Below are 22806 nucleotides of genomic sequence, written 5' to 3'. Positions count from 1 at the left end.
AGAGCGGCTCGCTAATCCGGCAACCTGCGAATAGATTGTTACGAAATCATCACGAAGCCTATGCTTTGCATCCGCTCAGAACAACCGGGCAAACCCGAGCGTGCACTGCAGCGAACCAGCAGCAAACCTGTCGCTGCGTTGGCGCCGGGTTTGATCCCGGGTGAGTTCGCAAGCTGCGCAGTCCTGGCAGCCGAATAGTGACCTACGCAGACGATCCCGTCATCCTTTGCAAGCGAGGCAAGGCTGACGAGGCATTGCTGAAACTGCGCGAGATCATGAGCAAGCTGAAGCTGACGGTCAACCGCACCACGCGCCAAGTTCTGTCGCGGGGTCCGAATCCGCAGCTTGACGACCGCTCCCATCGCATGCCGCCGATCGCCGTCAGGCACTGCGCGGCCATTAACTGCCGCTCGCAGCTACATTTCCATCGAATGCCTTTGGCGATGAGCTAAGCTGATTTGATGGCGATCACCAACGCCGTCACGGTCTGGGTCCGCCGTCGCTAGCCATCGTGGTTGGCGTCCGGTTCTGAAACGTAAAACGACCCTCATTGGCCGCTTTCAAGCGGCGCATAAGAAGGGCAAAAGGCAATGGACATTCGTCGTCGCTGCTCCGGTTGTTGCTTGCTGATTCGTTAGCCCGTCCATACGGCAAGCGTTCTGTCGACACCCATGTTGTAAAGGAGGATGGCAATGAAATACATAATTAGCTGGTTCGAACGCACGCAAGGTTCCCCTGTAGAGTACGAGAATGCCCAGAAGCGAATCCTCGATGTATTTGGTCAGTGGAAGGCGCCAGACAACTTCAAGATCGAGTTTTTCGTGGTGCGCGTGGGAGAGTGGGGTGGGCACATGTTGGTTGACTGCGACGATCCATTGGCGGTTCACAAAGTTTGCTCGACATTCCCTGCATTTGAATTTCGGGCGCACCCCGTAGTTGCCGTCGAGGACGCAGTCCGGGTCGAACTCGAAGCGATCGCCTGGCGAGACGGACTGAAAAGTAAGTGACATCCGGAGGGTTATGTTGCTTTCACGGCGAGTGAGCCTGAGACACTGTGCTCTTTTGAGGTGGTCAGTGTTCTGGCATTGCCGCCGAGTCGCGGGCTTATTCCCGCTCAGTCGGACGGCCAACGGCCTGCACCCGCTGGCCGTCGTTGACCGTGAGTCCGCTTCAGGGAAAGATGAAGGGCTGGAGCGGGTCGATTGGACAGACACAGCCAACCATGGGTCGCGGCAATGGTCAATCACGCGTTCCTGGCGCACGGGGTGGTAGCTACCGACGAGGTCGCGCGCTCAATGGGATGACGCACAAAGTCAGGCCGGCTGACCGGCGAATGAACCGACACGTCAAAAATGGATGTTCCTGGGTCGGAGCGCTCATGCACTTCCCGGACGGACTGCCGACGGTTTACCTACGTCATCGCAATGCCTCGTACGGAACCAGTTCATCTGGAAAATCGATCATTCTGTAAGCGGCCACCTGACAAAGCGGCGTCCGCTTTTTTTTGGGGATGATCGCAGGTCCGATCGCGCCACATCGGATGCAAAGCTTTCCGGGTCGCGCGTGATTGCAACGGATACTTCCATGTCGCTGCGGGCAAACGCCTCTGCAAGAGCCAGGCCGATCCTGCCGAAGCCCGATAATTGCGTAGCTCATCCATTAACTTAAACCAACCAGCCTCCGCGATTCCCGGGGCGGTTCACGCTAAAACAAGCCGAAGTCGTCGTTGCTGTCGGGAATTGCGTTGAGCAAATCCCGAAGCGCGCGCCAGCCTACCAGTCCCACCAGAGTCAGCACGACCGCGAGCAAGCGGCTCACGTTGGCGCGCGTGCGCATCGTTCGGCATTGCAAGGCACAGGTCGACATATCGGTCTCCCGTTAAGCGCTGCGCATCAACCCATGCGGCACGATTGCGGCCAACACGTCGGCTAAGGTGGTCGAGGCGAATCGCCGTTCGCCGACGCCGGCCTGCACGTCGATATGCCCCGCGTTGTGAGCGTCGTAGAGATCGACGATGAGCCGCGCGTGCTGCTCACCGAGCCCGGCGCCTTCGAGCATCGCCGCCCATTGCTCGCGCGGCACTGCCTGTGCGGCGACCGGGCGGCGCGCCAGTTCGCTGATCGTGCGCGCGACGTCGAAAGCACTGATCCTCTCTTCACTTTCGATGCTCACTACGCGCGGCGAACGCTGCGGCGGTTCCTCATCGAGCAGCAATTCGGCACAAAGCGCGCCCACATCTCGCGCGGCAACAGTCGGAAAGCGCTTTTCCAGCGGATGATGCAGGCTCGGCAGCACACCTTTGGACAATGCTAGCGGCAGCACGCGTGCCCAGTTGTGCATATGCTCGGCCGCGCGGACAAACGTCAATCGCGCATCGACGGTAGCCAGTTGCACTTCGAGGTAGTGGAACAGCGTGGTGATGCCGGTGCCGCTCGCGTGCTCGGCGCCGTAATCGGAAAGCGCGAGCACATGTTGCGGCGGCTTCGCGCGCAGTGCATCGACGCTCACGTCGATCATGTGCCGCATTGCGGTCGCGGGATCGTCGTTATCGCGTGGCACCGGACACAGTAGCTGCACCGCGTGCGCATCTTCAAGGGCGGGCGACACTGCGGCCCGATCATGCAGATCGGCGATCGCAATCTCGCAGCCCATTTCCGCGAGAGGCCCGGCCTGCGCCGCGCTATGAATCACGGCGCGCACGTCGTGGCCCGCGCGCCGCAACGCGGCTGCGCTCACTCTGCCAACATTGCCGCCCGCTCCAAAAATCACGAACATGTGAGGCTCCTTGTCGGACCGTTATGGCTCGATCATAAGGACGTATCCAGCGAAAAACGCGCATGCGAAGATGTGAACGAGCAGATTCGGATGATGATTTGCTTGCCGCGCGAAGGCACTCACCCGTTGTATGGCCGTACCGAGCGGGGCCACGAAAAACCAGGCACAATGCACGCAGATCGAACGCCATCCGCGAGACAAACGATGAATGCCGTGATACCCATTGCACCCGCGCAGTCACCCTCTGCGATCCCGCTCGCGCACAGCGGCGCCCGTATTGCCCTTCGTTCGAGCAGGGCGCTCGGCTGGCAGGGCTTCGGCGCGGAACTGGTCAACGTGTCGGCGGGATTGCACCGGATACCCGCATTCAAGCATCATCGCGTCGGCGTGCATGTGGGCGCGCCAGTCAGGGCGCGCTGTCTTTGCAACGAAAAGCCGCACTCGCGCATTCAGGCGCACGGCGACGCCGATGTGATTCCCGCGGGTCTCGACGGACAATGGAGCGATGAGTCCGCCTGCACCATCTTCAGCGTATGGATCGGCGACGAATTCGCGCGCAGGACGGTCGAACAGTTGGCGCTAAAGACGAGCAACGCGCAGATTCGCCCGCAATTCCAGATGCGCGATCCGCGCTTTCAGCACCTCGCGTGGGCATTGCGCGCCGAACTCGAAGCCGACGAGGCATCCGATCCGCTCTACGCCGAAAGCCTGTGCACGGCAATGGTGGTGCGTCTGATCGGCGGCGCTCCTTCGCTCGACGATAAACGGCGGACGCTGGCTCCCAAAACAGCGGCGCGCGTGACCGAGTTTATCGAAGCACACCTCGACCGTCGGCTCACATTGAGTGAACTGGCTGCGCTTGCGGACCTCAGCGTGCCGCATTTCAAGGTGCTGTTTCGCGCGACGCTCGGCGTGCCTGTGCATCAGTACGTGGTGCAGCGGCGTGTTGAGCGCGCGCGAACGCTGTTGTTGCAAAGCCGGCTGAGCGCAAGCCAGATTGCGCTCGATACCGGCTTCGCGCATCAGAGTCACATGGCGCATTGGATGGGGCGGCTGTTAGGCATGACGCCGCGAGAGCTTATTAAGGCGGGCGCGCGATAAGGTCGCAAGCTAAAGCCGCATGCTAGCGGTGCACCCGCATCAACCCGGCGCCGCGCCCGTCAACTGCGAGTACACGGCATGCGAGAGCTGCAACAACTGCTTGCGGTCGATGCCGCCCGACACCGCATAGCCGAAATCGCCGTCGACCCAATAGAACACATTGACGGGTCCGTCCTGATACAGCTTGAACGCCGTCGTGTTCGCATTCACCTGGCGACGCGAGATGCACAGCGTCACGCGCTCACCATTCGGGCCGCGATACATGAACTGCGCAGTCGGGCCGTCCGCGCCAGGCAATAGCCGTCCGCCGGAGAGCGCGAAGCCGTCCTTTGAGAGCATCGGCGGATGCACGTTGGTGCCGAGTCGATTCGCGAGCCACTGCACGAAATCCTGCTCGTGATCCGCGCTCATGTCGGTGGGCCGGTCGACCGCCGGCATATAAACCACATGCGCGACCGCGGCCTGTCGCGCGAGTACTTCGGAACTGTCCGCACTCACAGGTCGCGTGTTCGACGAACTGGCGACCGGCGACAACACGTCCTGCCCCATATGCGCGCCCACGCCGATGCCGATACCCATCACGAGCGCCGCCGCCATCCCCGCGAATTGCGGCCAGTTAGCGGCAATGCGTGAGCGGCGCGGCGGGCTCGCCTGCAAACGCTTCGGCACGGGTTCGCTCAACACGCGGTCGTAGCGCTCATGGAACATGCTGTTCAGCGAAAAATAATCGCTGGCGCGCGTAGCCAGTTCGGGATTCTGTTCGAGCGCGCGCTCGACATCCGCACGCCGTTCTTCGGACAGCGTGCCGTCCACGTACGCGTGCAGATCTTCTTCGCTGATCGGCGTATGTTGCTCGCTCATCGCACCACCTGTAATTTCGCACCGGGCTGCGTGCCCGCCATCAACGCCCGAAGCCGTTCGCGCCCGCGCGAAAGCCGCGACATCACCGTGCCGATCGGCACGTTCAGCGCGAGCGCGACGTCGGCATAGCTCATTTCCTCGAGGCCCACCAGCAGCACCACTTCGCGCTGCTCGATCGGCAGACGCTGCAACGCGTAATCGAGGTCGCGCATTTCGAGCGAGCGGGCCTGTTGCGCCGGCACGGCGAACTCGCTTTCATGAACGCTTTCGTCGTCGACCGCCACGTGGATCGCACGTGACGATGCCTTGCGCGCCTGATTGGCGAACACGTTATGCATGATCGTGAAGAGCCACGCGCGCAGATCGGTGCCGGGCTCAAACATGCCGGTGCGGCCGAGCGCGCGTTCGAGTGTGTCTTGCACCAGATCGTCCGCGAGGTCGCGATTGTTGATCAGCGCCCGTGCGTAGCGCCGCAAACGCGGCACATGTTCCATCAACTCGTCACGCACATCCATTTTTCATCCCGATGAGGGGTCTCGTGGACACAGAGCGGCGGCGCTCCAGCGAACGCCGCACGCGTTCCAGATGCAAACACGCGTGAGCGCATTTTATTCCGTTGCGTCGGATCGATTGATGACATGCGCGCATGCGCTTCATTGCGCGGTCATGACGTCGGCTGCTCGCATCAGGCCGTGCGTGCGTGCATTGCCGACAACCACGAAACGCTGCCATTGCGCCGTCCAGGTCAGCAGACGCACGTCGCCGATTCGGCGCGCGGACCATTGCGGCTGCGCGGGCGCGAGCAGCGCGAGCGTCGACAGAACCACCACGGGCTGGTTGTCGCCATTCAAGTAGACGAATTCGCTGGCACGCTGCAATAGACCGAGCGATAGCACGCGCTGATCCACGAGCCGCAGTCCGATCGCCGCGAGGTTCGGCGCTGACGGATCCATGCGAGTTGGCGATGCCGCCGAAAAATGTGCGGCGGTGGTTTCGGCCAACGCCATCACGGCCGCGTTGTTGAGCGCCTGCGCGGTGACTTGCGTGCTTGCGAGCCACCCGCTCGCGGCGATCAACGCAATGACCAGCACGGCCAGCGCTTTAAGCGGCTTGCTCATGCCCGTCCTCGCTGCTTTGCCGATGCGGCCACCCGCGCCGCGCCGGCCTTTGATTGCGGCGGCCGCGGGTTCGTCGGCGGTCTGAAACGAACGCTGAATCTGCGCGTTCAGTTTGCCGTAGAAGGCCACGCGGCGTGCTTCCGCCGGATCGCGGCCCAGGTAGTCGCGCAGAAACGCGGCGCGCGCCGGCGACAGCGTGCCGTCGGCGTAGGCCTGAATGTCGGCTTCGGAAAGCGGCGAGTCGGCGGGGTCGGTCGGGTTCATGATGACGAGTCTCCGGTCAGAGTCCGGCTATTGAGGAGCGAACACGCGCGGACGCGGGTTTATTCCACTCTTTCTACGGAATCATGGCGAACATCTTTGAACGCGCCGGTATGACGTTGCTGGCGGCAGAGCAAACCCCTTCGCAAAACGCTTTATTCCGCGCGCCGAAAATGTTTTTCACGGGACGCTCGCTCAGGAATAAAAGTCCGTGGAGCGTGGTTCTCCCTGATGCGAACCCGCACAAAATTCACCGGAGTCCATCATGAAGAAGATCGCTTTTGCCGCATTGTCCGTGGTCGTTCTGGCTGCTTCCTCGAGTGCTTTTGCGCAAGGAAAAACGCGCGCCGAGGTCTACCAGGAACTAATCGAAGCACAACAAAACGGCCTGAATTACGTGACCGACGCATCGTATCCGGACGTCAACCCTGTCTTCGCGCGGCAGGTCGAGCAGCACAAAGAGGCGCTCGCCGCTCAGGCAGCCGCGAGCCGCGTGGCGAGCGAAAGCGCGTCGACGGGCAGCATGAATTGAAAGTGCCGATGGCCGGCGCGCCTGTTGAACCCTCTCGCGGGCGCGCTGTTTCATGGGCTCATCCATCGCGACGGCGTGCTTGCGAGTATGGCGCGCGATGGGCGTCAACCGCATGGCTAGCTTCTCACCCGTTCCGAGCGCGGATCATACGGCGCCTTCAGATGAAGCGCAGCCCCCAGCAATTCGCCGGCGACGTCGATTGCATAAGCGCCGCTCATCAGATACGCGGCGTCGGCCGGGCCATCCGGATTGTTCACATAGCCCATCGCGACCGGACAGCCGAGCGTGTGGCCGAACGCCGCCGAACTCACGAAACCGACGGGCTTGCCATCGCGGAGAATCGCTTCGCCGCCCCACAACATGCGATCCGCTGCGCCGTCGGCGGTCAGCACGACCATACGGCGACGCAGCGGTTCGTCGCGTAATTTCAGCAATGCGTCGCGGCCGCGAAACGCAATGTCCTTGTCGAGCTTGCACGCGAAAGAGAGGCCCGCCTCGAACGGATTGGTGTCCGGCGTCAGTTCACGCCCCCACGCGCGATAGCCTTTTTCGATGCGCAAGGAGTCGATCGCGTAGTAGCCCGCATTCACGAGTCCGAATGCTTTGCCTGCTTCATGCAAGCCTTCGTACACGCCGACCGTGAATTCGACCGGCACGTACAGTTCCCAACCGAGTTCGCCGACATAAGTGAGACGCGTGGCGCGCACCGTCGCATAACCGATGTCGATCTCGCGGCTTTGGCCGAACGCGAACGCTTCGTTGCGCCAGTCCGCTTTCGATACGCTTTGCAGCAGTTCGCGCGAGCGCGGGCCCATCACGGCGAGCACCGCATATTGGCCCGTCACGTCGACGAGCATGCAGTGCTTGTCGGGTGGAATCGCTTTTTCAATCACGTCGAAGTCGCGCGTGGATTGCGCGGTGCCTGTAACGAGCAGGTATTGATCCGCGGCGAGGCGCGTAAGCGTGAAGTCGGACTCGTAATTGCCGCGTTCGTTGAGCATGCCGGTATAGACAGTCCTGCCGACCGGCACGTCCACATCGTTCGCGACAAGGCCTTGCAGAACGCTTTGCGCGTCGCGGCCTTTGACGAGAAATTTGGAGAACGACGTCATGTCGAACAGCGCCACACCTTCGCGGCACGCGCGATGTTCGGCGCCGCTCCACGGCAACCAGTTCTGCCGGCCGAACGCGTAATGGATGTGCGCTTCTTCGCGCGTCGGCGCGAAAAAGTTGGCGCGCTCCCAGCCCATCTTGCTGCCGAAACAGGCGTCGTCATCGCGCAGCAAAGCGTACAGCGGCGAACGGCGAAACGGCCGCGCGCTGTCGAGTTCGCGATTGGGCCACGGCATCGCATAGTGCAAGCCGAGCGTTTCCTTCACCCGGTCGTGCAGCCACGTGTCGTTGCCATTGAAGCGCGCGAAGCGGCGGATGTCGACCGGCCACAAATCCATGGTCGGCTCGCCCGCGACGATCCATTCGGCGAGCGCCATGCCCGCGCCGCCCGCGGATGCAATGCCCATCGAGTTGAAACCCGCGCCGACGAAAAAGCGCCGCAGTTCGGGCGCTTCACCGAGTATGAAGTTGTTGTCGGGCGTGAACGATTCGGGGCCGTTGTAGAACTGCCGGACCTGTGCCGTTTCGAGCGCCGGCACGCGTTGGAGCGCGTTTGTCATCAGGATTTCGAACTGGTTCCAATCGTCGGGCAGCAGTTGAAATTCGAAATTTTCGGGGATGCCGTTCATGCCCCACGGCTTGGCATCCGGTTCAAAGCCGCCCATCACCAGACCGCCGACTTCTTCCTTGAAATAGATGAAACCATCCGGGTCGCGCATGACCGGCAGATCGGGATGCACGCCAGCAATGCGTTCGGTGACGATGTAATAGTGCTCGGCCGAATGCAGCGGCACGGTGACGTCGCACAGTCGGCCCACAGCCTTGGCCCATTGGCCGGCGCAATTCACGACGATCCAGCCGAGCTTCGTCAGATGGTAGGCAGCATCGCGAGCATTACCGGAACCCACCTGTGGAGCGTCATGCGACGCTTCTTCAATCACGCCGATGTCATTGGCGCCCACCACTCGCTGGCTGCGGAAAAATTGCGGCGGGCGAGCCCGCACTGGATGCGCCATACGCACGCCACCCATGCGCTTGCCCGAGGCGCGGAACTGACAACCGTGCGGGACAACCTGCGCCACGCTTCGATCGCGACTACCTCGATCTACCTCCGGAGCGACGAGGTCAAACGCGCCCGTCAGTTCACTCAGGCGTTCGCTGCACGTTAGCGGGAGCGCCGGTCGAGAAAGGGTCTCCAGGTCTTAACGTGCTTGATTTTCCGTTTTCTGAAGCGCCCCCAATGAGCGGCCATAAGCCGCTGCAAACGGAGTGGCGTCTGGCGATGAAACCCGTCGCTGCTTGAAACGCGTCTTCGTGCGAAAACGGCTGTCCGCCCGAAAACGCGACGCCGCGCCAAGCGCGTCCCGCAGGAAACCCTTTTGCGCACAGAACGCATCCCCGCACGAATCCCTTCCGCGCACAAAATCCGTAGCCGCATGAAACCGGTCCCTGCACAAAACGCGTGGCCGCACAAAACCCGCATGCGCGCAAAACCCGCCCCACACAAACCTCCACGCCAGCACCGCCTCGCACAGCCAAATCCCGCCAACGCGTAAAATGGCCGGTTATCACTGGCAATCGACGCTACGCAGAAAACGCACCGGCAGGCAGCGCGCCGTCCGCCGGGCCCATTGCGCTCGCGCCGCTTGCTTTGGCCGGCTTGAAGAGGATGCATGCTGATGTCGTCAGTTTTCTTTGATCGGGAACGGATTGCAGATTGGCTCGGGGATCACACCGTCGCCAAGGCGCGCGCGGTCGGACCCGTCAGCAATATGCACTGGCACGGCGCCACGCTGACGGGCGACGTGCAGGGCACCCAGCCGCTTCCGTACAGAACACGCGTGCGGTTTCGCACCGATGGCGGCTCGCCCTGGGCGCAGAGCGACTGCACCTGCCCGGTCGGCCGCAATTGCAAGCACGTTGCCGCGCTGCTGCTCGCCGAGCTCGAGTATCACGACGAGATGGACCACATCATCCGCGTGGACCAGGATGAGCGCGACGACAGCGCCGCCGCCTTTGCCAAACTGGCGGCGGCGGAAAGCGCCGCTCCGCAGCCGGGCGTGCGTCCCGAGCTGGTCAGTTGGCTCGAACGTTTCCGGGCGCGCGCCGAGGCGGCCGATGCAGCGGTCCAGAAGGCGAGCGCTGCGCGCACCGAGACACTCGCGTACCGGCTGAACTGGTCCGACTTCCATATGCGGCACGAGGTCGTGCTGTACCGCGCGCGCTGCCATCCGGAAGGCCGGGTGGTCTCGGTGGGCGAGAGCTGGGGCAATGTCGAGGCGGCGCTAGTCAAGCAGCCGAGATTCGTCTCGGACGAAGACCTGTCCATCTTGCGCGGTCTATGGCTCGGCCGTTCGCGCGAAGACTTCGGGCAATTCATTCTGCGCGGCGCGAGCGGCGCCGAGATGCTGCAAAAGCTGATCGCCACCGGGCGCCTGTTCGTCGACTTCAAGGTCGCGCCCGGTCATGACGGGCCCACGCCGCTCGCGCGCGCGGCTGACCGCCCCGGGCGCATCGAATGGGAACCGCTTGCCGACCAGCGGCTGCGCCCCGTTCTATGCACCGAGCCACGCGCCAGCATGGTGCTGCCGACGGAGCCCGTCTGGTACGTGGACGGCGTGGCCAACGAGGCCGGCATCGTGCACTCGTCGCTGCCGTTCCAGCAATTGCCCGATTACCTCGCCATGCCGCCGATCTCGCTCGCCGAAGCGCCGCTCGTCGCCTCGGTGCTGCGCGAGGTCGCGCCCGAATTGCCGCTGCCGCCCACGCAGGATGCTTCGGCGATTCGCGTCATCGATGTGGATCCCGTGCCGGTGCTTACGCTCAACAGCCACGCGCTGCCATCGACGGGCAAGGGCAAAGGCAAGGGCGAGGCGGTGGAACTGGCCGGCGTGAGTTTCGACTACGACGGTGTCAGCATTAATGTGGATAGCAGTGTGACGCTCGTGCCGGTGCCGGGCGGCGATGTGATTCATATTCGCCGCCGCTACGAGGCCGAGAAAAAGCGCCTGCTCGAACTGCGCAAGAGCGGACTGCAGAAAGTGCCGACCAGCCGCGTGTTCGCCTCGCGCCTGCAGCCCGACACGATGCTCGGGCTGCCCGATGCCGACGCGTGGTCCGCGTTCGTCAACGACGCCGTGCCCGATCTCGTCAGTAAAGGCTGGCGCGTGACGATGGCGCCCGAGTTCCGCTACAACATCATCGAGATCGATGCAATCGACGGCGCCGCACATCAGGCGGGCGACGGCTGGTTCGATCTGGAAATGGGCATCCGCATCGGCGAGCGTAACGTGCGGCTCGAACCGCTGCTCGCCGACCTGTTCCGGCGCGACCGGCGCTGGCTGAGCGGCGCGCTCGAAGCCATTCGCGACGACGAACCCATCGAGTTGAAGACCGAGGAGAACAAGCGTTTGCGGCTGCGCGCGGACCGGCTGAAGCCGGTGGTGCGCGTGCTGGTCGATCTGTTCGACTCGCTGGGCGGCACGCTGGCCGACGGCGCGCCGCTGCGCGTGCCTTCCGTCGACGCAGGGCGCCTTCAGGCGTTGAGCGATACCGGACGCTGGCAATTTCGCGGCGACGATTCGATCCGTCAATTGGCGCAGCGTCTGCAAGCCGGTCCTGGCTTGCGCGAGGTGCCCGTGCCGCGTGGCCTGCGCGCGGAACTGCGCGCGTACCAGCATCAGGGCCTGAACTGGATGCAGTATCTACGCGAGCAGGGTCTCGCCGGTGTGCTCGCCGACGACATGGGTCTCGGCAAGACTGTGCAGACGCTCGCGCATATTCTTGCCGAGAAGGAAGCGGGGCGGCTCGACCGCCCCGCGCTGATCGTGGTGCCGACCACGCTCGTGCACAACTGGCGCGAGGAAGCGCGGCGCTTCGCGCCCGAACTAAAGGTGCTGGTGCTGAACGGCCCGCAGCGCAAGGAGCGTTTCGAGCAGATCGGCGAACACGAACTGATCCTGACCACGTATGCATTACTGTGGCGCGATCAGAAGGTGCTCGCCGAATACCAATATCACTTGCTGATTCTTGACGAGGCGCAGTACGTCAAGAACGCGACCACGAAAGCCGCGCAGGCAATTCGCGGCTTGAGCGCGCTGCACAGGCTGTGTCTGACCGGCACGCCGCTCGAAAATCACCTCGGCGAATTGTGGTCGCAGTTCGATTTTCTGCTGCCGGGTTTTCTCGGCAGCCAGAAGGACTTCACGCGCCGCTGGCGCAACCCGATCGAAAAGAACGGCGACGGCGTGCGCCGCTCGCTGCTCGCGCGCCGCATCCGGCCATTCATGCTGCGGCGTCGCAAGGACGAGGTCGCCAAGGAGTTGCCGGCCAAGACGACGATTGTCTGCTCCGTCGATCTCGAAGGCGCGCAGCGCGATCTGTACGAGACTGTGCGCACGGCGATGCAGGAGAAGGTGCGCGCCGCGGTCAGCGCGCAAGGTCTCGCGCGCAGTCACATCATCGTGCTGGACGCGCTGTTGAAGCTGCGGCAGGTCTGTTGCGATCCGCGTCTCTTGCGCACGCTGAGAAGCGCGAGCGAGGTCGACGAGCGCAGTCGGGATGCGGCCGGCAAGCCGGCGAGTCCCGATAAAGCGGAGAAGGGCGCAAGAGGCATGCGCTCTGCCAAGCTCGATCTTTTGCTGTCGATGCTGCCGGAGTTGATCGACGAAGGGCGCCGCGTCCTGCTGTTTTCGCAGTTCACTGGCATGCTCTCGCTGATCGCCGAGGCACTCGAAGAAGCCGCCATTCCATATGTGATCCTGACCGGCGATACGACGGACCGGATCACGCCCGTCGAGCGTTTCCAGCAAGGCGAGGTGCCCTTGTTCCTGATCAGTCTGAAGGCGGGTGGCGTGGGCCTGAACCTGACCGCCGCCGATACTGTGATCCACTACGACCCGTGGTGGAATCCAGCCGCTGAAAACCAGGCGACCGACCGCGCGCATCGGCTGGGGCAGGACAAGCCCGTGTTCGTCTACAAGCTGATTGCGGCGGGCAGCATCGAAGAAAAGATCGTGGAGTTGCAGGAGCGCAAGGCGGGACTCGCCGACAGCATTCTCTCCGAAGACGCCGCCGGCGCCGCCAAGTTCTCGGACGACGACATCGACGCTCTGTTCGCGCCCATGCCGGAGATCGAAGGCGGAAGATGAAGCACACGGTCTTCAGGACCGTGTGCGGCCTCCGCGTCTCGCGGACGTCACTAGCGAACAGCCATCAGAAGCCATCACAAGCCGGGCCTCTTCGCGGCATTCAATATCACCACATCTGACTCCCAATTGTTCAAAGGCGTCACAAATCGTCAAGGAATGCAGAGTTTCCCTTGATGCCGTCAACGGTTTCTTTCGGCACTCGTTGAACACGCGACCATCAACAGGTCAGTCAACGAATACGTTAAGGAAAAACCGTAATGAACAAGCAACTTCTCGCCGCCGCCGTCGCCGGCCTGTTCTCGATCGCCGCGTTCGCACAGGCTTCCGCGCCCGCAGCCGCGCCCGCACCGGTTGCTGAATCGTCGCAAGCCGTTGTTGCCACTTCGCATGAAGGCAAGCCGGCAGCGAAGCATCATCACGCGAAGAAGCATCACAGGCACGCGCACAAGCATGCGGCATCTGCGGCTAAGAGCGCAGACAGCGCCGCACCGTCGAGCGACGACGCAGCACCCGCCAAGCCGTAACTTTTTCGCCGATTAGCGAGCCTGTGAAGACGCGGGCCGGTGCGTGTCATCGGCCCGCACGCCCCCCGCGAATCCGCTCGCCGCGCAAAGCGCTCTTTGTATGCGGCCCGTGCGGCCCGTGCGGCCTTCGTATCCGGCCTCCATATACGGCCTCCATATATGGCCTTCGTATGCGGTCGACGCCCTCGATCACCGCCGTCAATCGTTCCGGATCCTGTCGTTCAGCGTCATATTGATTTAGTTAGGAGTATTGCGTGAATCGTTTTTGTCTTTCCGTCGCGATTGCCTCTGCGATGAGCCTGTCCATTGCCGCTCACGCGAACGACTTCGGCCTCGCAATCGGTCCGTCCACGCCCCGCACGGTTATGACCACCCCCGTCGAGCATGCCACGCTTGGCTCGCGTGACGGCCGCTATTGGGACGGTCATCGCCAGGAGAGGCGCGCGGAGTGGGAAGAACATCAGGTGCCGGCAAACAGTAGTCAGAACAGCGGCCATGACAGGTATCGCTTCGACAGCGACGCTCACTGCCCGCCGGGCCGCGCGAAGAAACACGCGTGCTGAGACGCCGCTCGGCACCCCCACGATCCGCTCTGATTGCTCCAATGAAAATCTGTTTGCGCCGATGCGCCAAACCGGCTGTCCCCGTCCTGCTCGCGCTGTCACTGGCTGGCGCCCTGAGCGGCTGCTCGCTCTTTTCGCCGAGTGGGCCGTTGCCTGAGTCGAGAAACGACTTGCCGCCGGATTCGTTATCGGCCTGGACTGCCGGCAGCATGCTTGCTACACCGAGCGAACCGGCGGTGCCCGCAGGGTTTTATCGTGTGAATCCGCACGATACGCTGACTGCCATCGCGAGAGGGTTTGGCCGCGACGCATCGGCGATTGCACAGTGGAACCATCTGCCTGCGGACGGGGCGCTGCGGGCCGGGCAGATGTTGCGTGTCGCGCCGCCAGTGACGGTCGCAAGCGGGCCGGCCATATCGACTGCGGGCGCGGCAACTGGCGGGGATAAACGTGCGGACGCGGCTTTGGGCTCATCGGGCATTGCTAAAGCGCGGCTCGCATGGCCTGTGGACGGCGCATTGAGAGGGCCGTTCGTTGCCGGCAAAACCAAAGGCATCACAATCGCTGCGCGCGCCGGCGAGCAGGTGAAAGCCGCGGCTAGCGGCAGGGTCGTCTACGCGGGCAGCGGCATCACGGCTTATGGCCGGCTGATCATCATCAAGCACGACTCACACCTGTTGACCGCTTACGGCAACAACCGTGCGTTGCTCGTCAAAGAAGGCGCCGCCGTCAAGAAAGGGCAGGCGATTGCAGAAGCTTCCGCCGACGCCGCCGGCGACGCCTACGCGCGCTTCGAAGTGCGCGACGACGGCAAGCCCGTCGATCCGCTTACCTACCTTCCCAAACGCCATTAATCCGGCGTTTTCGCGGCATCGCCGCTTCCCGAACTGGACTCGACGCGGCCTGCAGCAATGCAGTTAGACGCGCGATGCGACGCTCATGATCTTCAGCTTTGCCAGTTTTCCCGCAGGCCGTCTCTCGCCCACACTGACGCTGATGCTGGCGTCGCTCGGCGCCGTATTCACGCTTGGCGGCTGTGCGCAACCGGACGTTGAATCGGACCCGTCGAACGCAAACTACGCCGACATGCGGACGTCGGAAAGGGCAGTACTGCATCCGTTGCAATATGACGATGGCGTCGACCGGAATAAGGCGCCGCGTTCATCGGCTGATGAGCCGCAATCGGATACGCAATCCGATATGCAGCCCGACGTGCGGTCCGCGAACGATGATTCGCCAATCGTACCGGCTTGTGCTTGCAATAAGCGCTTTCAGCAGACCGGCATCGCGTCGTGGTACGGGAAGATGTTCCATGGCCGCCGCACCGCGAGCGGCGAGCGTTACGACATGCATGCGCTGACTGCCGCGCATCGCACGTTGCCGCTGGGTGCCTGCGTGCGTGTGACGACGCTCGGCCGCGCGCGTTCGGTGGTGGTTCGTATCAATGATCGCGGGCCGTTCGTGCACGGACGGATTATCGATTTGTCATATGCCGCCGCCGAGGCGCTCGGCGTGCGAGTCGCGGGCAGCTTGCCCGTCAAGCTCGAACCTATTGCGCCGACGCATGACGCGGCCGGCGCGCGCCGCTGCCTCGATCAGTCGGCGTGAGATCCGACGCATACGGCCCAGTGTGCGTGGATTTCACTCGCCTTACGCTTGGGTGATACGGGTCCGGGTCGTTCGTCTACTGTGTGGCGATGCGACTGTAACAAATCATCGCGGTCTGTAAATGCGCGAATTCCCGCGCGTTTTATCGTAAGTTTTTCATCCCGCGTGCGGCGCCGCTTCCGTGCGTCTGGCTGTAAGGTGCTACGTAATAAGTACCGCGTGCCTCGTTACAAACGCAGTTCTTTCATCTTGAGGAAGATTGTAGTTGCGGTTATTTTTGTTCACTCGTGAGGCAAGCCCCCGCGAGCGTGTGGTGTTTTTTGAGCGGCGTCGTCTCTTACCGAGGACGACGCCGTTTTTTTACATGCCGCGCCGCTCGCACCGATTTACGTATTGTTCCCGCTTCGCCCCGCACAACCGTCATCCCTTTACGCTGTCACAGTTCTATCATGCGGCACGAAACTATATAACCCGCGCGAGACCATTCCCGACGCCAGACATCTTCAAGGTCAGTGGCGGGGCCAGCCCCACCAGTCGTGATGGTCAAGGTTGCGCAGAAGTTGTCGCCGACGCTGCTCGCGCCGATAGTGGCCGGCTACAAGCATGGATGCAATCACCAGCACAGACGAACCCATCACAATGCCTATCCATGAGTCGCTCATCGCGCTCTCCCGTGCAGTTGCCGTTACGGCCTCGACGATCCGCCGTAGCCCGTTCATCCGGGCGGCAGGCTTGGCTCGCCATTCCTGTTGTGCGGAGAGCTGGCGGCAAGCCAGCTCTCCTCCTTCGCCCGGCTGCAAGCCGGTTGTTTCACTGCAGATGCTGGCCGCCGTTGATCGCGATGTTGGCTCCGGTCACGAAAGCCGCCTCGCGCGAGCATAGGTAAAGAACAAGCGCGGCGACTTCTTCCGGCTGCCCGAGGCGGCCGACCGGAATCTGTGGAATGATTTTGCTGTCGAGAATGTCCTGGGGCACCGCTGTAACCATCTTCGTGGCGATAAACCCGGGCGAGATCGTATTCACGGTGACGCCTTTCTTCGCGACTTCCAGTGCCAGTGACTTCGTGAAACCATGCATACCGGCTTTTGCGGCGGCGTAGTTCGTCTGACCGAAACCGCCCTTGCTGCCAATGATCGACGACACATTGACGATGCGGCCCCAGCCTCGTTCCGCCATGCTGTCGCACCACGGCTTCGTCATGTTGAATACCGAGTCGAGGTTGGTGCGGATCACTGCATCCCAATTGACTTTGTCGAGCTTCCTGAAACCCGAGTCCCGCGTGATGCCGGCGTTATTGACCAGGATGTCGACCGGGCCGATTTCCGCCCTGATCCGTTCCGCGCACAGTTGGCACGAGTCGTAGTCTGCGACATCGACGGCATAGGCGCGGAACTTTCGCCCGCCGGCTTCCATGCGGGCCAGCCACTCGTCGGCTCCGGTATTCTGCGGCGAGTAGGTGACCACAACGGTATAGCCACCGTCGTGGAGTCTGATGCTGATTGCTTCACCGAGTCCGCCCATTCCACCTGTCACCAGCGCAACCTGTTTCGTCATCTCTCTTGTCTCCTATAAAGGGAGGCGATCCTCGCTCGTATAGAGGGATGGTCGCCTTATGACCGCCGGATGCGTTCCACATCCGCAGGATTTCTTGTCCAACGCAACGGACTGACACGGGCGCGAGGCCCGCGTGGACGATTATCGTTTGGTGCCCGCCGACGCTTTCTCGCCTGCGCGCCGGACGGTGTCCGATGCAGCGGTCCCGACGGCCTCCAGGCTGCTTTCGGCAAGTTCCACCGCCTGCTGACTGGTTTTTTGCAGGGTTTCGATGAAGGTATTCGAAGCGCCGATCGCGGACTTCCATCCGGCGATCGCGGCTTCCGAACCCGCCGGTGCGTTTTTGGCAACGTCCTCGACGAGCGTTTGCACCCGGCGGTTGTAGGCGTCGTATTGCGTCTGTGCAACCTGTGCGATCTCGCCTTGAGTGGCCGACAGAATCTCGAACAGCTGACGGCTGTACGACTGCACTTTCTCTACTGACGGCGCAACGAGCCCCGCTTGCAGCGCGAGCCACTCTTGCGGATCTCTGGCGGAAAACACTTTCTGCGCGTTCTGCTGCGTCTCGGCCAGCGTCGACTGAATCGTTTTCAGATTCAGGTCGGCCAGCTTTTCAAACCCCGCGACTACCTTGTTGGCCAGCCCGTAAGCGATATCAAGGTTGGCCTTCTGGGACGCTGCGATCTGCTCTGGGGTCGATAGATACATCGTCAAACTCCTAAGGAAGCGACCCGGCACCGATTAATCGGCAATAGAGTGCACTGCGGTCGCGCAATTGGACTGGCGGGAAGCTCGAGTGCAACGCGGAATTGCACGCTGCACCCAGCAGGCTGATTAATAGTGGTACTAATTGCTTATTTGCTCACTGCTTCCGGTAAAACGGACCGCATTGATTACGCCGGAATTTATATGCGGAGAGTCGTCAACTGACAGAGCTGCTAACTCAAGCGCATGACAATCTTCAGTACAGAAACACCGTCGCTGGTTAACTGGGGGCGCTGCTGACCGGATGGGAGGGTTTCCAATGCGACAAGTTGATGTTCGAGCAGAATGTCCAGATCTGAACGATCGAGACCGACCTGATCGGGGGCGTCCTTGACTAGCATCAAGGTTGCGAACTCATGAGGACTCAGCATCTTTGTCTCCTGGTGATAGGCCAATGCTGGAAAGCTCAACCGTTCTCGCGTGACGGCCATCATCGCGGCTCGCGAAATGTGATTTTTAGATTCACGCTAACCGGATGCCGACTGCGCGCCCGGGAGGTCATCTTAATGCCTACCGGTCCGCATATCAATATGTGGGATTTAACTTTTTCGCACCAACGCGTTGGAACCGGACATCACGCGCGCATTCGGCTGTGTGTCTGTCTGAAAAGGCACTGATGCTTCTCGAACAATCGCTTGGTGAGCTTGTTGCAGGTTGTTCAGAGGTGAGCGATGCGCGTGCATTTCATCTGACAATACTAGGCGTCGAAAATGGGAAGCGCAATATCTGTCGAGCGAAAAGAGAAGACATCTGGTGGATTGAAGCATTGGTTTTCGGACTACCCATGCGCTACAGATATCGTCTGCGATTGCGACGGTATGCGCCCGATCGCTCATCGCTGACCGCGTGGAGAGAATGCCCGCCGCCAGCGCTAAGCTGTCGGCGATTCGTTATCGCAAGCAGCGCCAGGAGTGACGTTTTTTTGCTTTCGATCTCATCGGTGCGCTGCGTCACAGTCGGCCGTTGCTCAGCGCGAAATAATTTATGCACAGTGCTTGTTAGCCACCGGCGCTTCATGCTTCGGCCCGGCATAACGACCGCCTTGGAGGTGCGCTGTGATCGACCAGACGCTTCGCTCGTTGTTTCACGCTCTCGTGATAACTGCGCTTCTCTATGGCTGCCCATGTCTGACGTCAACGGCGATCGCCGCGCGCGCCGCCCCGCTGCCTGCCAAAGAGAAGCGGGTCTCTCCCGCCAACGGTGCCGCGCCTGTCGACTTTCCTGCAATCGTGGAACGCTACGGGCTGGCCGTCGTCAACATCAGTGCGGCTGCCCACGACCAGCAAGCATCGGCGCCAGTCCTTGTGGCGCTCGATTCTGACGATCCTCTGTCCGCATTCTTCAAGCGCGCGGCGCAGCAGCCGCAGGAGTCGCAAGGCAACCCGCCAGGTGCGTTATCGGGTGCCGGCTCGGGGTTCATCATTAGCCCCGACGGTCTGATTCTGACCACGGCTCATGTGGTGGATCAAGCCACCGAAGTGACGGTCAGGCTGACCGACCGGCGCGAGTTCAAGGCAAAAGTGCTGACTGTCGACGCACAGAGCGACGTCGCGGTGATTCAGATCGACGCCACGAAGCTTCCGACCGTCAAACTCGGCGACTCATCGCGAGTGCGCGCCGGCGAACAGGTGCTGACGATAGGGTCGCCCGAGCGCTTCCAGAACACGGTGACTGCCGGCCTGGTCAGTGCGACGTCTCGCACGCTGTCGGATGGCAGCAATTTTCCCTTTTTCCAGACCGATGTCTCCGCCAACCCCGACAACTCGGGTGGACCTCTGTTCAACCGCGCCGGAGAGGTGGTCGGCATCGACGTGCAGATTTATGCGGATTCGGACAGATACCCCATCCTTACCTTTGCGATTCCCATCAACGTGGCGAACAAAGTGCGGGCGCAGTTGCAAAGCCAGCGCACGACATCTCCGGGCGGACTGGGCGTGGAGGTACAAGACGTCGGCTCCGGCTTGGCGGTGGCCTTTGCCCTGCCGCGACCGGCCGGGGCGCTGGTCAATTCCGTGGATCCCGGCAGTCCGGCTGCCGCAAGTGGCGTGAAGCCAGGCGACGTCATCGTGCAGATCGGCGACAAGACGATCGATCGCTCTGCGGAACTCATCGAGGAAGCTGCGCGTCTGCCGACCGGCACGAAAAGCACACTCAGGCTGATCCGCAATCGAAGACCGATGACAGTTGTGCTTGTGATCGGCGCACCGGTAGAGAAGGCGGACATTCGACAGAACGAAGGCGGCGCAACGGATCGTCTGGGCCTGATCATGCACCCGCTGAGCGAGGCCGAGCGACGCACGACCGGGCTGGCCGTAGGTCTGATGGTCGACGCGGTGGATGGACCCGCAGCCCGCGCCGGCATCCGGCCCGGCGATGTCGTCCTGTCGCTCAATGGCGACCTGGTCGAAACTCAGGAGCAAGTGACCGCGCTGGAAGCAAAAGCGGGAAAAGCGATAGCCGTGCTAATCCAGCGCAACAACGCGCGCAGTTTTATTTCGGTCGACCTCAGATGAACAGTGACGCGCGGGCTGCGTTGATGGCGCGAGAAAACGGCGGCGGCTGTTTTCGTCGACACCACCATCCGCACCATGCCGGATAGGGCACAATGATCAAGCCACGGCTGCCTGCATCGCAGGTGTGAAGGTGCGCATCACTCGCCAGCGTATGGTCGGAAAAACCGCCCGACACAGTGGCGCGGACATAGCAGCCGGAGTAACGCCCGGCCGTCCGTGGCATTCCACTCCGGTGCTCCGTCGCCGGAGACGCCGCTGAACCTGAAAGGCAACATGAGACGACGGTTCGTCGCTGCGCTCGCAGCCACCTCTTTCGCGACTTGCGTTCATGCGCAAAGCAACGCGTCCGGCCCGCTCGGCACGCCCTCGGGCACACTGCAATTCATGCGGGTCGAGCGCGACTTCGTGGCGATGCTCGACAAGGAAATTTTCGATCGCTTTGGCGCGAACACGCTCACGCATTTCGATGACGCGGGTAACGCAAATGACACCATCGCGCGTACGCTGGTGCAGACCGATGCCGGCCCCGTGCTGTACGACTTTCGCCACCGTCCGCCACTTGTACAGCGCAGTGGCACGCGCATGACGGTCAAGCGCGTGTTCTGGCAAGGCGATGAAGTCGTGATGCAAAGCTCGCAAGGCTGGTTCGGATTCAAGCGCGGCGTGTTGACCAGACTGCAATCGTCTACCACGACGTACCACTGAGTAGGCGGATGAACTGGTATTTGACTCGGCCAATCGTTTGAGTCAGTCGCAACAAGCTGTTTGAGTTTTGGCGATAGGGCAGTTTCTTTGAAAAGGGCGGGGCGCTTCGTCTGCTGGCGTGGTGCGAGAGGTCGGCCAGATGGCGACTCTGTTAACGGTTCGATGGTCAACGACCACCACGAAATCTCACAGCGCAGGAAACGCGTGCCACTACCGCGTCGATTCAAGCACTCGTCCACTCAAACCATTGTTTTTAAATTATTTCGGCGTACTGCGTGTTGCGACGTGTATCTGCATTTCGCGGCATCAAACCGATTTGACAATCCTTAAACGATTTATTTTGAGACTGTTTCTATACTGACTCACAATTGTCAAATCGCTGTTTCCGAATCCGGACGGCGGTTTGAAAAAACGAAAGGCGGCGGGGCCGCCCAGCGCGAGAGAGACCACTCGATCCATTGCGCGAGAGAGACCACTCGACTCATATATAGCGAGCCCATACGGGCCGAGGCGATAGCCGGCAATAGCAGGCAAGACCTGAGAGGCGCCGGAAACCAGGCGGAAGTCGGCACAAGCGGCACGCAATCGGACAGCCGCCGCCGGCTAGCCGTTTAATGGCATTGCACAAATAACGGGCGTCTTTTCGATTATGATTATCTGCCGTCTGGATAATCGCCGCCATAAGTGAAAGAATGCGCGCTAATTTTGAGATAGGTGGCGGCAGGCCGTACGGGGCGCGGGGCGAAGGACCATTAGTCGAAAGAAAGTCGAAGAAACTTCGAACTGAAGATGAGTGGGAGGCCGGATCGCCGGCGCCAGCCAGCACCGCATCCGGGCCGATCCGCCGGTTTGCCGGCCACCGGTCAAGCGGTTGCCGGTCTGCCAGTTATAAATGACGAAGTCGCGTTGCGGGGTTTTATGAGAATTGCTGTCCTGGATGACGATTCGGCTCAGGCCGATCTTGTTTGCCAAACACTGTCGGCGGCAGGTCATGTCTGTCACGCATACGGCGCGGGCCGGGAACTGGTGCGGCAGTTGCGGCGGCAAACGTTCGACCTGCTGGTGCTCGACTGGAACGTTCCCGACATGTCGGGCGAAGAAGTTCTGCGCTGGGTCCGGGAAAGCCTGTCGGAACGTTTGCCCGTGCTGTTCATGACGAGCCGCGGCCATGAGAGCGACATCACGTCGATTCTGAACACCGGCGCCGACGATTACGTCGTCAAGCCGGTCTCGGCGGCGCTGCTGCTGGCGCGCGTCGGTTCGCTTCTGCGCCGCGCCTATCATCTGAAGCCGCCGGCGGCGAAGGAAATTTTCGGCGACTTCGAGTTCGATCTGCAGGTCAAGCATGTGCTCGTGCGGGGCGAGAAAGTGGCCGTCACGCAGAAGGAGTTTGAACTCGCGCTGCTGCTGTTCCAGCATCTGAGCCGGCCGTTGTCGCGCGCGCATATTCTCGACGTCATCTGGAAGCAGGCCACCGACATCCCGTCGCGCACCATGGACACGCACGTCTCGATGCTGCGCAGCAAGCTCGGTCTGCGCCCCGAGCATGGCTACCGTCTCACGCCGATCTACGGCTATGGCTACCGGCTGGAACGGCTCGAATCCGCAAGCGAGGCGCGGGCAATCGCAGGACGTCCCGAAGCGGGGCAGGCGTGACGTTTTC

At 61.9% G+C, this 22806-nt stretch carries 23 protein-coding genes; 13 read left to right on the top strand and 10 right to left on the bottom strand.

Going from position 1 to position 22806, the window contains the following annotated elements:
• Positions 1 to 197: 197 nt before the first annotated feature.
• Together C0Z16_RS17960 and C0Z16_RS17955 are read left to right on the top strand one after the other, a co-directional pair.
• Positions 198 to 452, top strand: coding sequence for a hypothetical protein (locus tag C0Z16_RS17960; protein ID WP_102633465.1), 255 nt, complete (start codon positions 198 to 200; stop codon positions 450 to 452).
• A 240-nt stretch (positions 453 to 692) separates the two neighbouring features.
• Positions 693 to 1007, top strand: a complete 315-nt coding sequence (locus tag C0Z16_RS17955; RefSeq protein ID WP_102633464.1) for a DUF3303 domain-containing protein — start codon at positions 693 to 695, stop codon at positions 1005 to 1007.
• 697 nt (positions 1008 to 1704) lie between these two features.
• On the opposite strand, the gene C0Z16_RS38195 is transcribed toward C0Z16_RS17955, so the two are convergent.
• Together C0Z16_RS38195 and C0Z16_RS17945 are read right to left on the bottom strand one after the other, a co-directional pair.
• Positions 1705 to 1866, bottom strand: coding sequence for a hypothetical protein (locus tag C0Z16_RS38195; protein ID WP_167403539.1), 162 nt, complete (start codon positions 1864 to 1866; stop codon positions 1705 to 1707).
• A 12-nt stretch (positions 1867 to 1878) separates the two neighbouring features.
• Complete coding sequence (locus C0Z16_RS17945; protein ID WP_102633463.1) at positions 1879 to 2775, bottom strand: NmrA family NAD(P)-binding protein; 897 nt, start codon at positions 2773 to 2775, stop codon at positions 1879 to 1881.
• Between the two features lie 204 nt (positions 2776 to 2979).
• Between C0Z16_RS17945 and C0Z16_RS17940 the strand changes: the two genes are divergently transcribed.
• A complete protein-coding gene (locus tag C0Z16_RS17940) occupies positions 2980 to 3876 on the top strand; it encodes an AraC family transcriptional regulator (protein WP_102633617.1) in 897 nt (298 codons plus the stop codon).
• A 39-nt stretch (positions 3877 to 3915) separates the two neighbouring features.
• On the opposite strand, the gene C0Z16_RS17935 is transcribed toward C0Z16_RS17940, so the two are convergent.
• The 3 genes from C0Z16_RS17935 to C0Z16_RS17925 form a co-directional block, all read right to left on the bottom strand.
• Complete coding sequence (locus C0Z16_RS17935) at positions 3916 to 4737, bottom strand: anti-sigma factor family protein (protein WP_102633462.1); 822 nt, start codon at positions 4735 to 4737, stop codon at positions 3916 to 3918.
• Entirely contained in the window at positions 4734 to 5252 is a 519-nt protein-coding gene (locus C0Z16_RS17930; RefSeq protein ID WP_102633461.1) for a sigma-70 family RNA polymerase sigma factor, read from the bottom strand. The genes C0Z16_RS17935 and C0Z16_RS17930 overlap by 4 nt, the downstream gene beginning before the upstream one ends.
• A 138-nt stretch (positions 5253 to 5390) precedes the next feature.
• On the bottom strand, positions 5391 to 6119 hold the full coding sequence (locus tag C0Z16_RS17925; protein ID WP_102633460.1) for an anti-sigma factor family protein: 729 nt from the start codon (positions 6117 to 6119) through the stop codon (positions 5391 to 5393).
• 262 nt (positions 6120 to 6381) lie between these two features.
• Here C0Z16_RS17925 and C0Z16_RS17920 point away from each other — a divergent pair, with 262 nt between their 5' ends.
• The gene (locus C0Z16_RS17920; RefSeq protein ID WP_102633459.1) at positions 6382 to 6648 is read left to right on the top strand and encodes a DUF4148 domain-containing protein; all 267 of its coding nucleotides are present in this window, start codon (positions 6382 to 6384) and stop codon (positions 6646 to 6648) included.
• Between the two features lie 116 nt (positions 6649 to 6764).
• Here the strand turns inward: C0Z16_RS17920 and C0Z16_RS17910 are convergent, their stop codons facing one another.
• A complete protein-coding gene (locus C0Z16_RS17910; RefSeq protein WP_244201269.1) occupies positions 6765 to 8702 on the bottom strand; it encodes a GcvT family protein in 1938 nt (645 codons plus the stop codon).
• On the opposite strand from C0Z16_RS17910, the gene C0Z16_RS17905 reads away from it, so the two are divergent.
• From C0Z16_RS17905 to C0Z16_RS17880, 6 genes are all read left to right on the top strand, one after another.
• Positions 8682 to 8930, top strand: coding sequence for a tyrosine-type recombinase/integrase (locus C0Z16_RS17905; protein WP_407070679.1), 249 nt, complete (start codon positions 8682 to 8684; stop codon positions 8928 to 8930). The genes C0Z16_RS17910 and C0Z16_RS17905 overlap by 21 nt on opposite strands.
• A 510-nt stretch (positions 8931 to 9440) precedes the next feature.
• A complete protein-coding gene (locus C0Z16_RS17900; protein ID WP_102633616.1) occupies positions 9441 to 12911 on the top strand; it encodes a DEAD/DEAH box helicase in 3471 nt (1156 codons plus the stop codon).
• Positions 12912 to 13168: 257 nt separating this feature from the next.
• The gene (locus tag C0Z16_RS17895) at positions 13169 to 13435 is read left to right on the top strand and encodes a hypothetical protein (RefSeq protein WP_102633458.1); all 267 of its coding nucleotides are present in this window, start codon (positions 13169 to 13171) and stop codon (positions 13433 to 13435) included.
• A gap of 254 nt (positions 13436 to 13689) precedes the next feature.
• On the top strand, positions 13690 to 13998 hold the full coding sequence (locus tag C0Z16_RS17890; protein ID WP_102633457.1) for a hypothetical protein: 309 nt from the start codon (positions 13690 to 13692) through the stop codon (positions 13996 to 13998).
• A gap of 41 nt (positions 13999 to 14039) precedes the next feature.
• Positions 14040 to 14852, top strand: a complete 813-nt coding sequence (locus tag C0Z16_RS17885) for a peptidoglycan DD-metalloendopeptidase family protein (RefSeq protein ID WP_102633456.1) — start codon at positions 14040 to 14042, stop codon at positions 14850 to 14852.
• 85 nt (positions 14853 to 14937) lie between these two features.
• The gene (locus C0Z16_RS17880; protein WP_167403538.1) at positions 14938 to 15606 is read left to right on the top strand and encodes a septal ring lytic transglycosylase RlpA family protein; all 669 of its coding nucleotides are present in this window, start codon (positions 14938 to 14940) and stop codon (positions 15604 to 15606) included.
• Positions 15607 to 16115: 509 nt separating this feature from the next.
• Here C0Z16_RS17880 and C0Z16_RS38190 read toward each other — a convergent pair.
• The 4 genes from C0Z16_RS38190 to C0Z16_RS17860 all read right to left on the bottom strand — a co-directional run bounded on the left by C0Z16_RS38190 (position 16116) and on the right by C0Z16_RS17860 (position 18296).
• A complete protein-coding gene (locus C0Z16_RS38190) occupies positions 16116 to 16268 on the bottom strand; it encodes a hypothetical protein (RefSeq protein ID WP_167403537.1) in 153 nt (50 codons plus the stop codon).
• 148 nt (positions 16269 to 16416) lie between these two features.
• A complete protein-coding gene (gene phbB / locus C0Z16_RS17870) occupies positions 16417 to 17160 on the bottom strand; it encodes an acetoacetyl-CoA reductase (protein WP_102633454.1) in 744 nt (247 codons plus the stop codon).
• 141 nt (positions 17161 to 17301) lie between these two features.
• Positions 17302 to 17868: a phasin family protein gene (locus tag C0Z16_RS17865; protein ID WP_102633453.1), complete on the bottom strand. Its 567-nt coding sequence runs from the start codon at positions 17866 to 17868 to the stop codon at positions 17302 to 17304.
• A gap of 230 nt (positions 17869 to 18098) precedes the next feature.
• On the bottom strand, positions 18099 to 18296 hold the full coding sequence (locus C0Z16_RS17860) for a hypothetical protein (protein WP_102633614.1): 198 nt from the start codon (positions 18294 to 18296) through the stop codon (positions 18099 to 18101).
• Between the two features lie 684 nt (positions 18297 to 18980).
• Between C0Z16_RS17860 and C0Z16_RS17855 the strand changes: the two genes are divergently transcribed.
• From C0Z16_RS17855 to C0Z16_RS17845, 3 genes are all read left to right on the top strand, one after another.
• Positions 18981 to 20438 carry a trypsin-like peptidase domain-containing protein gene (locus tag C0Z16_RS17855; protein ID WP_102633452.1) on the top strand — a complete coding sequence of 486 codons (1458 nt, stop codon included), beginning with the start codon at positions 18981 to 18983 and terminating at the stop codon, positions 20436 to 20438.
• A 273-nt stretch (positions 20439 to 20711) separates the two neighbouring features.
• Positions 20712 to 21143 (top strand): hypothetical protein, encoded by a 432-nt coding sequence (locus C0Z16_RS17850; RefSeq protein ID WP_102633613.1) that lies wholly within the window; start codon positions 20712 to 20714, stop codon positions 21141 to 21143.
• A gap of 918 nt (positions 21144 to 22061) precedes the next feature.
• Positions 22062 to 22799 (top strand): response regulator transcription factor, encoded by a 738-nt coding sequence (locus tag C0Z16_RS17845; RefSeq protein WP_102633451.1) that lies wholly within the window; start codon positions 22062 to 22064, stop codon positions 22797 to 22799.
• The last annotated feature ends 7 nt before the right edge of the window (positions 22800 to 22806 follow it).

This window comes from Paraburkholderia rhynchosiae (assembly GCF_002879865.1).
GTDB classification, from domain to species: Bacteria; Pseudomonadota; Gammaproteobacteria; order Burkholderiales; family Burkholderiaceae; genus Paraburkholderia; species Paraburkholderia rhynchosiae.
This window is presented reverse-complemented; position numbering and strand designations above follow the sequence as displayed.

What these genes read in the sequence shown, in the direction of transcription:
- C0Z16_RS17860 (WP_102633614.1), bottom strand. Translation starts at nt 18,296, where the DNA reads ATGCTGAGTCCTCATGAGTTCGCAACCTTGATGCTAGTCAAGGACGCC.
- C0Z16_RS17895 (WP_102633458.1), top strand. Translation starts at nt 13,169, where the DNA reads ATGAACAAGCAACTTCTCGCCGCCGCCGTCGCCGGCCTGTTCTCGATC.
- C0Z16_RS17920 (WP_102633459.1), top strand. Translation starts at nt 6,382, where the DNA reads ATGAAGAAGATCGCTTTTGCCGCATTGTCCGTGGTCGTTCTGGCTGCT.
- C0Z16_RS17865 (WP_102633453.1), bottom strand. Translation starts at nt 17,868, where the DNA reads ATGTATCTATCGACCCCAGAGCAGATCGCAGCGTCCCAGAAGGCCAAC.
- C0Z16_RS17850 (WP_102633613.1), top strand. Translation starts at nt 20,712, where the DNA reads ATGAGACGACGGTTCGTCGCTGCGCTCGCAGCCACCTCTTTCGCGACT.
- C0Z16_RS17905 (WP_407070679.1), top strand. Translation starts at nt 8,682, where the DNA reads ATGCGACGCTTCTTCAATCACGCCGATGTCATTGGCGCCCACCACTCG.
- C0Z16_RS17885 (WP_102633456.1), top strand. Translation starts at nt 14,040, where the DNA reads ATGAAAATCTGTTTGCGCCGATGCGCCAAACCGGCTGTCCCCGTCCTG.
- C0Z16_RS17930 (WP_102633461.1), bottom strand. Translation starts at nt 5,252, where the DNA reads ATGGATGTGCGTGACGAGTTGATGGAACATGTGCCGCGTTTGCGGCGC.
- C0Z16_RS38190 (WP_167403537.1), bottom strand. Translation starts at nt 16,268, where the DNA reads ATGAGCGACTCATGGATAGGCATTGTGATGGGTTCGTCTGTGCTGGTG.
- C0Z16_RS17955 (WP_102633464.1), top strand. Translation starts at nt 693, where the DNA reads ATGAAATACATAATTAGCTGGTTCGAACGCACGCAAGGTTCCCCTGTA.
- C0Z16_RS17925 (WP_102633460.1), bottom strand. Translation starts at nt 6,119, where the DNA reads ATGAACCCGACCGACCCCGCCGACTCGCCGCTTTCCGAAGCCGACATT.
- phbB (WP_102633454.1), bottom strand. Translation starts at nt 17,160, where the DNA reads ATGACGAAACAGGTTGCGCTGGTGACAGGTGGAATGGGCGGACTCGGT.
- C0Z16_RS17845 (WP_102633451.1), top strand. Translation starts at nt 22,062, where the DNA reads ATGAGAATTGCTGTCCTGGATGACGATTCGGCTCAGGCCGATCTTGTT.
- C0Z16_RS38195 (WP_167403539.1), bottom strand. Translation starts at nt 1,866, where the DNA reads ATGTCGACCTGTGCCTTGCAATGCCGAACGATGCGCACGCGCGCCAAC.
- C0Z16_RS17940 (WP_102633617.1), top strand. Translation starts at nt 2,980, where the DNA reads ATGAATGCCGTGATACCCATTGCACCCGCGCAGTCACCCTCTGCGATC.
- C0Z16_RS17880 (WP_167403538.1), top strand. Translation starts at nt 14,938, where the DNA reads ATGATCTTCAGCTTTGCCAGTTTTCCCGCAGGCCGTCTCTCGCCCACA.
- C0Z16_RS17945 (WP_102633463.1), bottom strand. Translation starts at nt 2,775, where the DNA reads ATGTTCGTGATTTTTGGAGCGGGCGGCAATGTTGGCAGAGTGAGCGCA.
- C0Z16_RS17900 (WP_102633616.1), top strand. Translation starts at nt 9,441, where the DNA reads ATGTCGTCAGTTTTCTTTGATCGGGAACGGATTGCAGATTGGCTCGGG.
- C0Z16_RS17935 (WP_102633462.1), bottom strand. Translation starts at nt 4,737, where the DNA reads ATGAGCGAGCAACATACGCCGATCAGCGAAGAAGATCTGCACGCGTAC.